Origin of the sequence: Streptomyces sp. PsTaAH-124 (assembly GCF_000373685.1) — a bacterium.
Classification (GTDB): Bacteria; Actinomycetota; Actinomycetes; order Streptomycetales; family Streptomycetaceae; genus Streptomyces; species Streptomyces andamanensis.
In genome coordinates, this window is the sequence record NZ_KB892160.1 from 243,790 (window position 1) to 258,240 (window position 14,451).

The 14,451-nt window shown below is 72.5% G+C and carries 11 protein-coding genes; 3 read left to right on the forward strand and 8 right to left on the reverse strand.

What is annotated here, in order from left to right; all coding sequences use genetic code 11:
• Nucleotides 1–17: 17 nt before the first annotated feature.
• Entirely contained in the window at nt 18–1,835 is a 1,818-nt protein-coding gene (gene glmS, locus B086_RS0106940) for a glutamine--fructose-6-phosphate transaminase (isomerizing) (RefSeq protein WP_018565678.1), read from the reverse strand.
• A 107-nt stretch (nt 1,836–1,942) separates the two neighbouring features.
• A complete protein-coding gene (locus tag B086_RS0106945) occupies nt 1,943–2,200 on the reverse strand; it encodes a hypothetical protein (RefSeq protein WP_018565679.1) in 258 nt (85 codons plus the stop codon).
• A 165-nt stretch (nt 2,201–2,365) separates the two neighbouring features.
• Between B086_RS0106945 and B086_RS0106950 the strand changes: the two genes are divergently transcribed.
• The gene (locus tag B086_RS0106950; RefSeq protein WP_018565680.1) at nt 2,366–3,949 is read left to right on the forward strand and encodes a purple acid phosphatase family protein; all 1,584 of its coding nucleotides are present in this window, start codon (nt 2,366–2,368) and stop codon (nt 3,947–3,949) included.
• A gap of 38 nt (nt 3,950–3,987) precedes the next feature.
• Here the strand turns inward: B086_RS0106950 and B086_RS0106955 are convergent, their stop codons facing one another.
• Nucleotides 3,988–4,905, reverse strand: coding sequence for a DUF4429 domain-containing protein (locus tag B086_RS0106955; protein WP_018565681.1), 918 nt, complete (start codon nt 4,903–4,905; stop codon nt 3,988–3,990).
• Between the two features lie 66 nt (nt 4,906–4,971).
• On the opposite strand from B086_RS0106955, the gene B086_RS0106960 reads away from it, so the two are divergent.
• A complete protein-coding gene (locus B086_RS0106960) occupies nt 4,972–6,654 on the forward strand; it encodes a family 20 glycosylhydrolase (protein WP_018565682.1) in 1,683 nt (560 codons plus the stop codon).
• 138 nt (nt 6,655–6,792) lie between these two features.
• On the opposite strand, the gene B086_RS0106965 is transcribed toward B086_RS0106960, so the two are convergent.
• The 5 genes from B086_RS0106965 to B086_RS0106985 all read right to left on the reverse strand — a co-directional run bounded on the left by B086_RS0106965 (nt 6,793) and on the right by B086_RS0106985 (nt 13,683).
• Entirely contained in the window at nt 6,793–7,842 is a 1,050-nt protein-coding gene (locus tag B086_RS0106965; protein WP_018565683.1) for an ABC transporter substrate-binding protein, read from the reverse strand.
• A 117-nt stretch (nt 7,843–7,959) separates the two neighbouring features.
• Entirely contained in the window at nt 7,960–9,120 is a 1,161-nt protein-coding gene (locus B086_RS0106970) for an acyl-CoA dehydrogenase family protein (protein ID WP_018565684.1), read from the reverse strand.
• Nucleotides 9,121–9,126: 6 nt separating this feature from the next.
• A complete protein-coding gene (locus B086_RS0106975) occupies nt 9,127–10,071 on the reverse strand; it encodes a hydroxymethylglutaryl-CoA lyase (protein WP_018565685.1) in 945 nt (314 codons plus the stop codon).
• A complete protein-coding gene (locus B086_RS0106980) occupies nt 10,068–12,050 on the reverse strand; it encodes a biotin carboxylase N-terminal domain-containing protein (RefSeq protein ID WP_018565686.1) in 1,983 nt (660 codons plus the stop codon). Before B086_RS0106980 ends, B086_RS0106975 begins: the two co-directional genes overlap by 4 nt.
• Nucleotides 12,051–12,066: 16 nt before the next feature.
• Nucleotides 12,067–13,683 carry a carboxyl transferase domain-containing protein gene (locus tag B086_RS0106985; RefSeq protein ID WP_018565687.1) on the reverse strand — a complete coding sequence of 539 codons (1,617 nt, stop codon included), beginning with the start codon at nt 13,681–13,683 and terminating at the stop codon, nt 12,067–12,069.
• Nucleotides 13,684–13,780: 97 nt separating this feature from the next.
• Here B086_RS0106985 and B086_RS0106990 point away from each other — a divergent pair, with 97 nt between their 5' ends.
• On the forward strand, nt 13,781–14,389 hold the full coding sequence (locus tag B086_RS0106990; protein WP_018565688.1) for a TetR/AcrR family transcriptional regulator: 609 nt from the start codon (nt 13,781–13,783) through the stop codon (nt 14,387–14,389).
• Nucleotides 14,390–14,451: the final 62 nt, after the last annotated feature.

The following is a 14,451-nucleotide window of genomic DNA, read 5'->3' on the forward strand; positions in this document are numbered from 1 at the left end:
TCGGGCTCCGGCGGGGGTTACTCCACCGTCACCGACTTCGCCAGGTTGCGGGGCTTGTCGATGTCCCGGCCCAGGGCCAGGGCCGTGTGGTAGGAGAGGAGCTGGAGGGGGATGCCCATGAGGATGGGGTCCAGTTCGTCCTCGTTCTTGGGGACGACGATCGTGCGGTCGGCCTTCTCCTGGGGCTGGTGGGCGACGGCGAGGATCGGGCCGCTGCGGGCCTTGATCTCCTCCATGGCCGCGCGGTTCTTCTCCAGCAGGTCGTCGTCCGGGACGATCGCCACGGTCGGCAGGGCGGGCTCGATCAGGGCGAGCGGGCCGTGCTTCAGCTCGGAGGCCGGGTACGCCTCGGCGTGGATGTAGGAGACCTCCTTGAGCTTCAGGGAGGCCTCGCGGGCCACCGGGTAGCCCCGGACGCGGCCGATGAAGAGCATCGAGCGGGCGTCGGCGTAGGACTTGGCCAGCTCCTCGATCTCCGCCTCCTGCTCCATGATCGCGGAGATCTGCTCGGGCAGCTTGCGCAGGCCCTCGATGATCCGCTTGCCGTCGCGCACCGACAGGTCGCGGATGCGGCCCAGGTGCAGGGCGAGCAGCGCGAAGGCGACGCAGGTGTTGGTGAAGCACTTGGTGGAGACGACGCACACCTCGGGCCCGGCGTGCACGTAGACGCCGCCGTCCGCCTCGCGGGCGATGGCCGAGCCGACCACGTTGACCACACCGAGGACCCGGGCGCCCTTGCGCTTCAGCTCCTGCACGGCGGCCAGTACGTCGTAGGTCTCACCGGACTGGGAGACGGCGATGTAGAGGGTGTCGGGGTCCACGACCGCGTTGCGGTAGCGGAATTCGGAGGCCGGCTCCGCGTCGGCGGGGATCCGGGCCAGCTCCTCGATCATCTGGGCGCCGATCATGCCCGCGTGGTACGAGGTGCCGCAGCCGAGGATCTTCACCCGGCGCACCGCGCGCGCCTCGCGGGCGTCCAGGTTGATGCCGCCCAGGTGCACGGTGGCGAACCGGTCGTCGATCCGCCCGCGCAGCACCCGGTCCACGGCCTCGGCCTGCTCGTGGATCTCCTTGTGCATGTACGTGTCGTGGCCGCCCATGTCGTACGACTCGGCCTCCCACTCCACGGTGGTCGGCTCGGCGGTCGTCCGGGTGCCCTCGGTGGTGTACGTACGGAAGTCGTCGGCCTTGAGGGTGGCCATCTCGCCGTCGTCGAGGGTGACTATCTGCCGGGTGTGGGCGACCAGCGCGGCCACGTCGGAGGCGACGAACATCTCCTTCTCGCCGATGCCGAGGACCACGGGGGAGCCGTTGCGGGCCACCACGATCCGGTCGGGGAAGTCGGCGTGCATGACGGCGATGCCGTAGGTGCCCTCGATCAGGCGCAGGGTCTCGCGGACCCGGTCCTCCAGCTTCTGGGCCTCCGAGCGCGCGATGAGGTGGACGAGCACCTCGGTGTCGGTCTCGGAGAGGAACTCCACGCCGTCCGCCTCCAGTTTGCGGCGCAGGTCGGCGGCGTTGTCGATGATGCCGTTGTGCACGACGGCGACCCTCTGGTCGGCCGACATGTGCGGGTGGGCGTTCACGTCGGAGGGGGCGCCGTGGGTGGCCCAGCGGGTGTGGGCGATGCCGGTGGTGCCCTTGAAGCGCGCGGGGACCTTCGCCTCCAGGTCGCGGACCCGGCCCTTGGCCTTGACCATCCGCAGGCCCGGGGTCTTCGGCGAGGTGATGACGACGCCCGCCGAGTCGTAGCCGCGGTACTCCAGGCGTTGCAGGCCCTCCAGGAGCAGCGGGGCGACGTCACGCTTCCCGATGTATCCGACGATTCCGCACATACAAGTCTCTCTTCCCCGAGTTGATGCCGCGTCGATTGCGCGCCCGTGCCGATGCCGTGCCGGTGCCGTGCGGGGCACGGCCGGGTCCCGGCCCGTGTGCCGCGCGGTCAGCCGTAGACGATGCGCCGCAGCTGCCGCAGCGAGAGGTCCGGCGGTGCCACCGCGCGGTACTTCAGGTCTGCCGCGATCCGTCCGAAGATCTCCGCGTTCACCAGGCCCTGTGCCTGGAGTTCGCGGTGCCGGCGCCGGACGAACTCCTCGGTCGTCTCGTCGAAGTAGGCGAGCACGTCCTGGACCACCCGCAGCGCCTCGCCCCGGCTCAGGGGCGTGGACCGCGTCAGATGATCTACGAGTTCGTCGTGCACCCGGTAGATCCTGGGGTACCGGGATCACTTTCGCAAGAATCCTGCCCGATATCGGGCAAGCGACAGTTCAAGCGCTGGTGAGCCGCTGTTCGCGTGCCGTCCATCTCCCGTCCCGCGCGCCGTCGCACCGGTAGACCATTTTCAGACGCCATGGACATTCCTCGCATGGGCGTACCCGAGAAGCTCGCCGAGCGCATGAGCATGGCCGAGCAGCACGAGTACCTGCGTTCCAAGTTCTCGCGGCGCACGATGATCCGGGGCGGCGCGGTCACCCTCGGCACGGTCGCGGGTGGCGCGTTCGTGACGGGCACCGCCGCGCAGGCCGCGGTGCCGGCCCAGCGCACCGCGTCCCCGGCCCCCGCCTCCTCGGCCGACGCCGTCGACGGCGCGCTGGTCGCGCCCTTCGGCCGCCACCTCGCCTTCGGCAACGACCCGCGCACCGAGATCACCGTCTCCTGGCAGGTCCCGGTCGCCGTCAGGAAGCCGTTCATCCGGGTCGGCGCGCACCCCTGGGACCTGTCGCGGAAGATACCCGCCGAGGTCCGCACCCTCTACACCCCGGCCGGAGTCGGCGCCAGCGGCGACCGCACCCAGTACTACCTGCACGCCAAGCTCACCCATCTGCGCCCCGGCCGGACGTACTACTACGGTGTCGGCCACCAGGGCTTCGACCCGGCCGAGCGCCACCTGGCCGGCACCCTGGGCACCTTCACCACCGCGCCCTCGCACAAGGAGCCGTTCACCTTCACCGCCTTCGGCGACCAGGGCGTCAGCTACCACGGCCTGGCCAACGACGCGCTGATCCTCGGCCAGGACCCGGCCTTCCACCTGCACGCCGGTGACATCGCCTACGGCGACCCGGCCGGCCAGGGCAAGACCAGCGACAGCGGCTTCGACTCCCGCGTCTGGGACCAGTTCCTGTACCAGACCGAGTCCGTCGCCAAGCAGGTCCCGTGGATGGTCTCCTACGGCAACCACGACATGGAGGCCTGGTACTCGCCCAACGGCTACGGCGGCGAGGAAGCCCGCTGGACCCTCCCGGACAACGGCCCCGACCACGAGAACCTGCCCGGCGTCTACTCCTTCGTCTACGGCAACACCGCCGTCATCTCGCTGGACGCCAACGACATCTCCTTCGAGATCCCGGCCAACCTCGGCATCTCCGGCGGCACCCAGACCCGGTGGCTGGAGACCCAGCTGAAGAAGTACCGGGCCAGCCGGGACGTCGACTTCATCGTCGTCTTCTTCCACCACTGCGCCTACTGCACCTCCACCGCGCACGCCTCGGAGGGGGGCGTGCGCCAGGAGTGGGTGCCGCTGTTCGAGAAGTACACCGTGGACCTGGTCATCAACGGCCACAACCACGTCTACGAGCGCACCGACGTCATCAAGCGCGGCCAGGTCACCAAGAAGCTCCCGATCGGCGGCACCGCCTACCCGGAGACCGACGGCGTCGTTTACGTCACCGCGGGCGCGGCCGGCAAGAGCCTGTACGCCTTCAGCGCCGACCAGACCTACGAGGGCCACGAGAAGGACATCGACGCGGTGTCCTCCTTCGTCTGCCTCAAGGACGGCGCCCGCCAGAAGGAGACCGTCGACTGGTCGCGCGTGCGCTACCTCGACTACTCCTTCCTGCGCGTGGACGTCACCCCGGCCTCCCGGGGCCGCCAGGCCACGCTGACGGTGCGCGGCATCGCCGAGACCGGCGCGCAGGTCGACCACTTCACGGTGTCGCGCCGCGCCAAGTAGGGCTCCGGCACCCGCGGACGGTCCCCGGGCGCATGCGCTCACATGCGCTTGAGGACCGCCTGCTTGGCGAGCGCGAACTCCTCCTCGGTCAGCACCCCGGAGCGGTGCAGCTCGCCCAGCTCCCGCAGGCGGCGCAGCAGCGCGTCGTGCTCGTCCTCGGCGGGCGGCGCGCCGTGCGGGGCCGCCCGCTCCGTACGGCGCCCGGCCGGGCCGTCGGCGGCGGCCGGACCCGGACCCGGCGCCGCGGCGGCGGCCCCGGCCGGATGCGGCAGCCGGGCCTGCACCGCCGCCGCGACCAGCGCCATCAGCGGATCCCTCTTGAAGCCCCACAGCTCGACGGCGTTCGGGTCGTACTTGGGCGGGGCGGCGTCGGGGGCGCCGCGCACGGCCAGCCGCAGATGGCCGTTCTCCAGCCCGGCGGCGGGCAGCCACTCCACCCCGGTGAGGTCGGCCGGGGCGAGGACGCGCGGACCGGCGGCGGCCTTGGCGTCCTCCGTCTTCCAGTTCCACTCCAGCCGGATCCGCTCCCCGTCGAAGCTCGCCGTGCCGTCCCCGGCGGACACCGACAGCGGCACGGCCGGGCCGGGCAGCAGGTACTCCGTCACCGGACCGGTGGGCACCTGCTCCAGCAGCAGCGCGTTGCGGACCTCGTCGGCGAGGTACTCGGCGACACCGAACCGGTCGGGCTCCACCAGCAGCTGGTACGGGTCGTGCGGCTCGGCCAGCCGGCCACCGGTGGCGTGCAGCAGTGGATCGGCGCCGTCGCGCAGCCGCAGTCTGAGCCGTCCGGCCCGCTTGCCCTGCTCGAACGAGATCCCGGCCAACGCCCTGAGCGGTACGGAGAGTTCACCCAGTGTCCGGCGCAGCACGCTGATGTTCCGGTCGCGCCCCGGGGTCAGCCGCAGCGCGTCGCCGTCGAACGCCCAGGCGCCGTCCTTCTGGATGATTTCCGCCATGGGGTGATTCTTTCACCGCCGTGCGGGAGAGTGGTCGGTACTGATCCGAGTGTGAAGGGAGCGCATGTGAGACGGCACCGCGGTACGACTCTCCGCAAGTCCCTCTCCACCCGAACCACCCCCACGCCCCACCCCACCCCCACCCCCGGCCGGGTCCCGCGCGCCGGGCGCGTCCTGGGCGCCCTGCTGCTGGTGACGGCGGCCGGCGCCTTCGCCGTCGGCGCCGCGCCGGCCGGCCGCGCCGGCGGGGGAGCGGCGCCCGCCGCGACCGCGCTGAGCCAGGTGATCCCCGCCCCGGCGGCCGTCGAGCCGGGCCGGTCCCCGTACCGGATCACGTCCGGCACCCGTATCCGTGTCGACGGCTCCCGCGAGGCGCGCCAGGTCGGCACCTATCTCGCGGACCTGCTCCGCCCGGCCACCGGCTACCGGCTGCCGCTGACCACGCACGGCACGGCGGGCATCCGGCTCCGGCTGGCCCAGGGCCCCTTCGGCGCCGAGGGCTACCGCCTGGACAGCGACGCCCGGGGGGTGACGATCACCGCGGCGAAGCCGGCCGGGCTCTTCCACGGCGTGCAGACCCTGCGGCAACTGCTGCCCGCCGCCGTCGAGAAGAAGTCCGTGCAGCGGGGCCCCTGGCTGGTCGCCGGAGGCACCGTGCGCGACACCCCGCGCTACGCCTACCGGGGCGCCATGCTGGACGTCGCCCGGCACTTCTTCACCGTCGACCAGGTCAAGCGCTACATCGACCAGCTCGCCCTGTACAAGATCAACGAGCTGCATCTGCATCTGAGCGACGACCAGGGCTGGCGCATCGCCATCGACTCCTGGCCGCGCCTGGCCACCTACGGCGGCTCCACGCAGGTGGGCGGCGGACCGGGCGGCCACTACACCAAGGCCGACTACCGGGAGATCGTCCGCTACGCCGCCTCCCGCTATCTGGAGGTCGTGCCGGAGATCGACATGCCCAGCCACACCAACGCGGCCCTCGCCTCCTACGCGGAGCTGAACTGCGACGGCGTGGCGCCCCCGCTCTACACGGGCACCCAGGTCGGCTTCAGCTCGCTGTGCGCGCCCAAGGAGGTGACGTACGACTTCGTGGACGACGTGATCCGCGAGCTGGCCGCGCTCACCCCCGGCCGCTATCTGCACATCGGCGGGGACGAGGCGCACTCCACCAGCCACGAGGACTACGCGACGCTGATGAACCGGGTGCAGCCGATCGTCGCCAAGTACGGCAAGACGGTCATCGGCTGGCACCAGCTGACCGGCGCCACCCCGGCCCCGGGCGCGCTCGCCCAGTACTGGGGCCTGGACTCCACCAGCGCCGCCGAGAAGGCCCAGGTCGCCGAGGCCGCGCGGCACGGCACCGGGCTGATCCTCTCCCCGGCCGACCGGGTGTACCTGGACATGAAGTACACCAAGGACTTCCCGCTGGGCCTGGCCTGGGCCGGGTACGTCGAGGTGCGGCGCTCCTACGACTGGGATCCGGCCGCCTATCTGCCCGGGGCGCCCGCGTCCGCGGTGCGCGGCGTCGAGGCGCCGCTGTGGTCGGAGACCCTGTCGACCTCGGCGCAGCTGGACACCATGGCCTTCCCGAGGCTGCCGGGCGCCGCCGAGCTCGGCTGGTCGCCCGCCGCCACGCACGACTGGGACACCTACAAGGTCCGGCTCGCCGCGCAGGCGCCGCGCTGGGACGCCCTGGGCATCGGGTACTACCGCTCGCCGCAGGTGCCCTGGACCGACGGGTGACCTGACCGGCCCGGACGGCGGCGGACCGCGGGCGCCCCGGAGGACCGTCTCCGGGGCGCCCGCAGTCAACTGAGGTAAGCCTAACCTAACTCGGTATGCCTGGGAAGGCGGCGTGCGAGTCCCGGCGGCCCCCGGCGGTCAGGCGACCTTCTTCGCCGTCTCCAGGGCCTTGGCCAGGTCGTCGAGGAGCGGCACGCACTTGTCGTAGGACAGGATCGGCTCCGGGTTGCGCGCGATGACCTGGCCGGCCTTGACGGCGGGGAGCTTCTTCCAGGTGGCCTGGGTGATCGCGGCGGGCTGGATGGCCGAGGAGCGGTTGTCCATCATGATGATGTCGGCCGGGTACTTGTCGATGTTCTCCCAGCTCAGCGACTCGTACCAGCCGCCGCCCTGCTTCTTGGCGCTCTCCGGGGGCTCGACCAGGTCCACGCCGAGCGCCTTGAAGTACTCCAGATCGACGGAGAGGTTGCTGCCGGAGACGTAGAACAGGTCCTGGCTGGCGGAGCCGACCAGCACCTTGAGGCCGGGCTTGGCCTTCGCGGCGGCGCGCAGCCGGGCCGCGGCGTCCTCGAAGCGCTTCTTGGCCTGCTTGACCCGCTCGCTCGTGGCATCGCCGCCGAGCGACCCGGCGAGCGCCCGCATCCGCTCCAGCGGCTGGGTGAGCTGGCGGTCGTAGACGGAGATGCCGACCGTCTGGGCGCCCAGCGCGAAGATCTTCTTCTTCTGCTCCTCCGGGACGTACCAGAGGGTGCCGGCGCTGTCGAACATCGTGGAGACGAGGAGGTCGGGGGAGAGGGCCGCGTACTTCTCGATGTTGAACTGGCCCCACTCGTTGCCCAGCACCGTCACCTTGGTGACGTCCAGGTCGCCGGCCTGCACGTCCGGCTTGCCGTCCTTGGTGGTGGTCGGGCCGAAGACGCCCTTGACCGGGACGCCGTAGTCGTGGAGCGCGGCGGCGACGCCGACGAACGCGACGACGGAGGAGGGCACCTTGCCGGCCTTCGCCGTCCGGCCGCGGTCGTCCTCGAACGTCCAGGGGCCGGACTTCCCGGCGCCCGCGCCGTCGCCCGAGCCCCCGTCCTTCGCCTTCTCGCTGCCGCAGGCCGCGAGCGCGGCCCCGAGTCCGAGGGCGCCGCCCGCGGCGAGGATGCCGCGGCGGGTGAGGGTGGTGGCACGGGCGTGGGACATGGAGATGGCTGCTTTCGAACAGGGCGGGAGGCCGCCGGACCGGTTCAGGGGAGGTTAGCCTAACCTCACTGCCTGTCCGGGGGCGGAGCCGGGACCCCGGCGGCCTCCCGCTCCGGTTCAGCTCGTGAGGCCCAGCTCCCGGGCGATCAGCATGCGCTGGACCTCGCTGGTGCCCTCGCCGATCTCCAGGATCTTGGAGTCGCGCCACATCCGGGCCACCGGGTACTCGTTCATGAAGCCGTAGCCGCCGTGGATCTGGGTGGCGTCGCGGGCGTTGTCGACGGCGATCGTCGAGGAGTACAGCTTGGCGAGGGCGGCCTCCTTCTTGAAGGGCTCGCCGGCCAGCAGCCGGTAGGCCGCGTCGCGCCAGGCCAGCCGCGAGGTGTGGGCCTTCATCTCCATGTCGGCGATCTTGAACTGCACCGCCTGGTTGGCGCCGATCGGGCGGCCGAAGGCGTGCCGCTCCTTGGCGTACTTCACCGACTCGTCCACACAGCCCTGGGCGAGGCCGGTGGCCAGCGCTGCGATGGCGATGCGGCCCTCGTCCAGGATCCGCAGGAACTGCGCGTAGCCGCGCCCCTGTTCGCCCAGCAGGTTGGCCGCCGGGACCCGGACGTCGGTGAAGGACAGCTCGCGGGTGTCCGAGGCGTTCCAGCCGACCTTGGAGTAGGCGGGCGCCACGGTGAAGCCGGGGGTGCCGGACGGCACGATGATCGCGGAGATCACGGGCCTGCCGTCGCTCTTGCGGCCGGTGACGGCGGTGACCGTGACCAGGCCGGTGATGTCCGTGCCGGAGTTGGTGATGAAGCACTTGGTGCCGTTGATCACCCACTCGTCGGTGTCCGGGTCCAGCCGGGCCGTCGTACGGGTCGCGCCCGCGTCCGAGCCGCCGTCCGGCTCGGTCAGCCCGAACGCGCCCAGGATCTCGCCCGCGCACAGCCGCGGCAGCCAGGTCCGCTTCTGCTCCTCGGTGCCGAACAGGTGCACGGGCATGGCGCCCAGCGAGACGCCCGCCTCCAGGGTGATGGCCACCGACGAGTCGACCCGCGCCAGCTCCTCCAGGGCGATGCCGAGCGCCAGGTAGTCGCCGCCCATGCCGCCGTACTCCTCGGGGAACGGCAGCCCGAACAGGCCCATGCGGCCCATCTCGCGCACGATCTCGTACGGGAACTCGTGCCGCTCGTAGAAGTCGCCGATCTTGGGCGCCACCACGTCGTGCGCGAACTGCTCGACGGTGCGGCGCAGTTCCTCCAGCTCGGGGGTGAGGCGGTGGTTCATCGTCGATCACTGCTCCTTGTGGGAGAGGGCGCGGAGAGTACGGGAGGGGCTCGGGCGGCCCAGGTGCGCGGCCATCCACTCGCTCGTGGCGACGAGACGGCCGAGGTCCACCCCGGTGTCGATGCCGAGGCCCCGCAGCATCCACACCAGGTCCTCGGTGGCGAGGTTGCCGGTGGCGGACTTGGCGTACGGGCAGCCGCCGAGGCCGCCCGCGGAGGCGTCGACGGTGGTGACGCCGTGCTGGAGCGCGGCCAGGGTGTTGGCGAGCGCCTGGCCGTAGGTGTCGTGGAAGTGCACACCGAGCGCCGAGGTCGGCACCCCCTGCTCGTTCAGCGCGGCCAGCAGCTCCAGGACCTGGCCGGGGGTGGCGACGCCGATGGTGTCGCCGAGGCTCAGCTCGTCGCAGCCCATCTCCAGCAGCGCCCGGCAGACCCGGACGACCTGGTGGACCGGGACGGCGCCCTCCCAGGGGTCGCCGAAGCACATGGACAGATAGCCGCGCACCCGCGCGTCCGCGTCCTTCGCGCGCCGCACCACCGGCGCGAACATGGCCAGCGCCTCGTCCACGCTCCGGTTGAGGTTGGCGCGGGCGAAGGACTCGGTGGCGCTGGCGAAGACGGCGACCCGGTCCGCGTGCAGCGCCAGGGCGCGGTCCAGACCGCGCTCGTTGGGCACCAGCACCGGGAAGGCGCCGGGCAGATCGCGCACCAGCGGGAACAGGGCCTCCGCGTCGGCGAGCTGGGGCACCCACTTCGGATGGACGAAGCTGGTGGCCTCGATCGTCGTCAGGCCCGCACCGGCCAGGCGGCGGATGAACTCCGCCTTGACCTCGGTGGGCACGGTCAGCTTCTCGTTCTGCAAGCCGTCGCGCGGTCCGACCTCGTAGATCCTGACCCGCTGCGGCAGGTCGGGGGCCGGGACGACCATGGGCAGGGCCTCGGGGGCGGTCATGACCGCACCGTCCCTTCCTCGTCGGGCAGCGCGGCCGGGGCGGCGGTGTCCTCCTCGTGCGGGGCGACGACCGCGAGCACCTGGTCCATGGCGACGGTCGCGCCGGGGGAGACGTCCAGCTCGGTGACGGTCCCGGCGTGCGGGGCGGAGATGACGTGCTCCATCTTCATCGCCTCGACCACCACCAGGCTCTGTCCGGCGCTCACCTCGTCGCCGACGGCCACCTTCACCACCGTGACCGTGCCGGGCATGGGCGCGGTCAGCGAGTCGGCGCCCGCCCGGTCCGCGCGGGTGAGGGAGGCGGCCACCGGGTCGTGGTCGCGCACGTGCCAGGCGTCGCCGTCGCGGCCCAGCCAGTCACCGGCCCGCTCGAAGGTGTGGCGGACGCCGTCGAGGGTGACGGAGACCGTGTCGCCGTCGACCGTGTGGCTGCCGCGCGGGGTGTACGCGACCGGGTCGGCCGCCCGCAGCCAGAAGGTCACCGGCTTCGGCTCCCCGCCCAGCCGCCAGCCGCTCGGCTCGGCGAACGGGTCGGTCCAGCCGTCCGCGCGATCGGCCTTCGGGCGCAGCGCGTCGAGGCGGACCGCGGCGGCGGCCTCGTACACCTCCTCCGGCACGCCCGCGGGGACCAGTTCGTCCACCACCCGCGCCACCAGGCCGGTGTCCAGGTCGCCCGCCACGACCGCCGGGTGGGCCAGCAGCCGGCGCAGGAACCCGGCGTTGGTCGGCACGCCCAGCGTGACCGTCCGCGCGAGGGCCGCGCGCAGCCTGCGCAGGGCGGTGGCGCGGTCGGGGCCGTAGGCGATCACCTTGGACAGCATCGGGTCGTACAGGCTGCCGATCTCGGTGCCCTCGCTCAGCCCGGAGTCGGTGCGCACCCCGTCGCCCTGCGGCTCGCGCAGCCGCAGCACGGTGCCGCCCGAGGGCAGGAAGCCGCGCGCGGGGTCCTCCGCGCACAGCCGGGCCTCCACGGCGTGCCCGGTGAGGGTGATGTCCTCCTGCGCGTACGGCAGGGGCTCGCCGGAGGCGACGCGCAGCTGCCACTCGACCAGGTCGAGCCCGGTGACCAGCTCGGTGACCGGGTGCTCCACCTGGAGGCGGGTGTTCATCTCCATGAAGTAGTACGCGGACGGGTCGCCGCCGGGGACGATGAACTCCACCGTGCCCGCGCCCCGGTAGCCGCAGGAGCGGGCCGCCTGCACGGCCGCCTCGCCCATCGCCGCGCGCGTGGCCTCGTCGAGGAGCACGCTGGGCGCCTCCTCGATGATCTTCTGGTGGCGGCGCTGGAGCGAGCACTCGCGCTCGCCGAGGTGGATCACCCGGCCGTGTCCGTCGGCCAGCACCTGGATCTCGATGTGCCGGGGGGTGTCCACCCAGCGCTCGACCAGGAGGGTGTCGTCGCCGAACGAGGCGCGGGCCTCGCGGCGGGCGGCGGCGATCTCCTCGGCGAGCAGTTCCTCCTCGCGCACCAGCCGCATGCCCTTGCCGCCGCCGCCCGCGGACGGCTTGAGCAGCACCGGCATGCCGATGGCGCGGGCCGCGTCGGCGAGTTGTCCGTCGCTCAGGCCCGAGCCGCTGGAGCCGGGGACCACCGGCACCCCGGCCGCCGCGACCGTCTCCTTGGCGCGGATCTTGTCGCCCATCAGGGAGATCGCGTCGGCCGGCGGTCCGATGAAGACCAGACCGGCCGCCTCGCAGGCGCGGGCGAACTCCGCGTTCTCCGCGAGGAAGCCGTAGCCGGGGTGGACGGCCTGGGCGCCGGTGCGGGCGGCGGCCTGAAGGATCCGGTCGGTGCGCAGATAGCTCTCGGCCGCGGCCGCCGGGCCGATGCGCACCGCGGTGTCGGCCTCGCGCACATGGCGGGCGTCCGCGTCGGCGTCGGAGAAGACGGCCACCGAGCGCACGCCCAGGGCGCGCAGGGTGCGGATGACACGGACGGCGATCTCGCCGCGGTTGGCCACCAGAACTGTGTCGAACATGGTCAGCAGGTCCCCCTCACATCCGGAAGACGCCGAACTGGGGGTCACCCAGCGGGGCGTTGGCGCACGCGGTCAGGGCCAGGCCCAGCACCTGCCGGGTCTCCAGCGGGTCGATCACGCCGTCGTCCCACAGGCGTGCGGTGGCGTAGTAGGCGTTGCCCTGGCGCTCGTACTGGGCGCGCACGGGGGCCTTGAAGGACTCCTCGTCCTCCACGGACCACTCCTCGCCGCGCGCCGCGAGCTGGTCGCGCTTGACGGTGGCCAGCACGGAGGCGGCCTGCTCACCGCCCATCACGGAGATCTTGGCGTTGGGCCACATCCACAGGAAGCGGGGCGAGTAGGCCCGGCCGCACATGGAGTAGTTGCCCGCGCCGTAGGAGCCGCCGACGACCACGGTCAGCTTGGGCACCCGGGTGCACGCCACCGCCGTGACCATCTTGGCGCCGTGCTTGGCGATGCCGCCCGCCTCGTAGTCGCGGCCCACCATGAAGCCGGAGATGTTCTGGAGGAACAGCAGCGGGATGCCGCGCTGGTCGCACAGCTCGATGAAGTGGGCGCCCTTCTGGGCGGACTCGGAGAACAGGATGCCGTTGTTGCCGATGACGCCGACCGGGTGGCCGTGGATCCGGGCGAAGCCGGTGACCAGGGACTGCCCGAACTCGGCCTTGAACTCGGCGAAGCGGGAGCCGTCCACCACGCGCGCGATGATCTCCCGCACGTCGTAGGGGGTGCGGGAGTCCACCGGCACCGCGCCGTACAGCCCGTACGGGTCGGCCTTGGGCTCCGCCGGGGCGGTGACCTCCCAGGGCAGCGGCCCGCGCGCGGGGAGGGTGGAGACGATGGTGCGCACGATGCGCAGCGCGTGCGCGTCGTCCTCGGCGAGGTGGTCGGTGACGCCGGAGGTGCGCGCGTGCACCTCGCCACCGCCCAGCTCCTCGGCGGTGACGACCTCGCCGGTGGCCGCCTTCACCAGCGGCGGGCCGCCCAGGAAGATCGTGCCCTGGTTGCGGACGATGACCGCCTCGTCGCTCATCGCCGGGACGTACGCCCCGCCGGCCGTGCACGAGCCGAGCACCGCGGCGATCTGCGGGATCCCGGCGCCCGACAGCCGCGCCTGGTTGTAGAAGATCCGCCCGAAGTGCTCCCGGTCGGGGAAGACCTCGTCCTGCATCGGCAGGAAGGCGCCGCCCGAGTCCACCAGGTACAGGCACGGCAGCCGGTTCTCCAGGGCCACCTCCTGCGCCCTCAGGTGCTTCTTGACCGTCATCGGGTAGTACGTCCCGCCCTTGACGGTGGCGTCGTTGGCGACGATCACGCACTCGCGTCCGCTGACCCGGCCGATGCCCGCGATGACGCCGGCGGCCGGGGCCTGCCCGTCGTACATCCCGTCGGCGGCCAGCGGTGCCAGCTCAAGGAACGGCGAACCGGGGTCGAGAAGGGCGTCCACGCGCTCGCGCGGCAGCAGCTTGCCGCGCGCGGTGTGGCGCTCGCGCGCCCGCTCCCCGCCGCCCAGCCGGGCGGCGGCCAGCTTGCCGCGCAGTTCCTCCACGAGCGCCCGGTGCGCCTGTTCGTTGGCCCGCCAGGCCTCCGACGCGGGGTCTGCCGCGCTCGTCAGCTCCGGTGCCTCCTGCATCCTCGCGGTCCCCTCACCCAGTGATCCACTGTTAATGAGCGTTAACCCATTTCCCTCAGGTTAACGACCGCTAACGCCGCTGTCTAGAATTGTTCTCATGGCCACGCGAACCGACGCCCCCACCCGCCGCGAGCAGATCCTCAGGGAAGCCGCGCGGCTCTTCGCCGAACGCGGCTTCCACGGCGTCGGCGTCGACGAGATAGGCGCCGCGGTGGGCATCAGCGGACCGGGCCTGTACCGGCACTTCCCCGGCAAGGACGCGATGCTCGCGGAGCTGCTGGTCGGCATCAGCGGGCGGCTGCTGACCGGGGCGAAGCGGCGGCTGGCGGAGGCGGACGGGACGGCGGGGCCCGAGGCGGTCCTCGACTCGCTCATCGAGGGGCACATCGACTTCGCGCTCGACGACCGCTCCCTCATCACCTTGCACGACCGCGAGCTGGACCGCCTCCGGGACAGCGACCGCAAGCTGGTGCGCCAGCTCCAGCGGCAGTACGTCGAGCTGTGGGTGGAGGTGGTCCGCCGGGTCCACCCCGGCCTGGCGGAGCCCGCCGCGCGCTCGGCGGTGCACTCGGTGTTCGGCCTGCTGAACTCGACCCCGCACCTGGGGCGGCGCGGGACCCTGCCGGGACGGGGGCCGATGGGGGAGCTGCTGCACCGGATGGCGCGGGGGGCGTTCGCCTCGGCGGTGTCGCCCGCGACGGACTGAGCGGGGCGCCCCGGGCGGCGGCCCGCGCCCCGCCCTCCTCCGCTCCCGCGTGACGAGCCCCT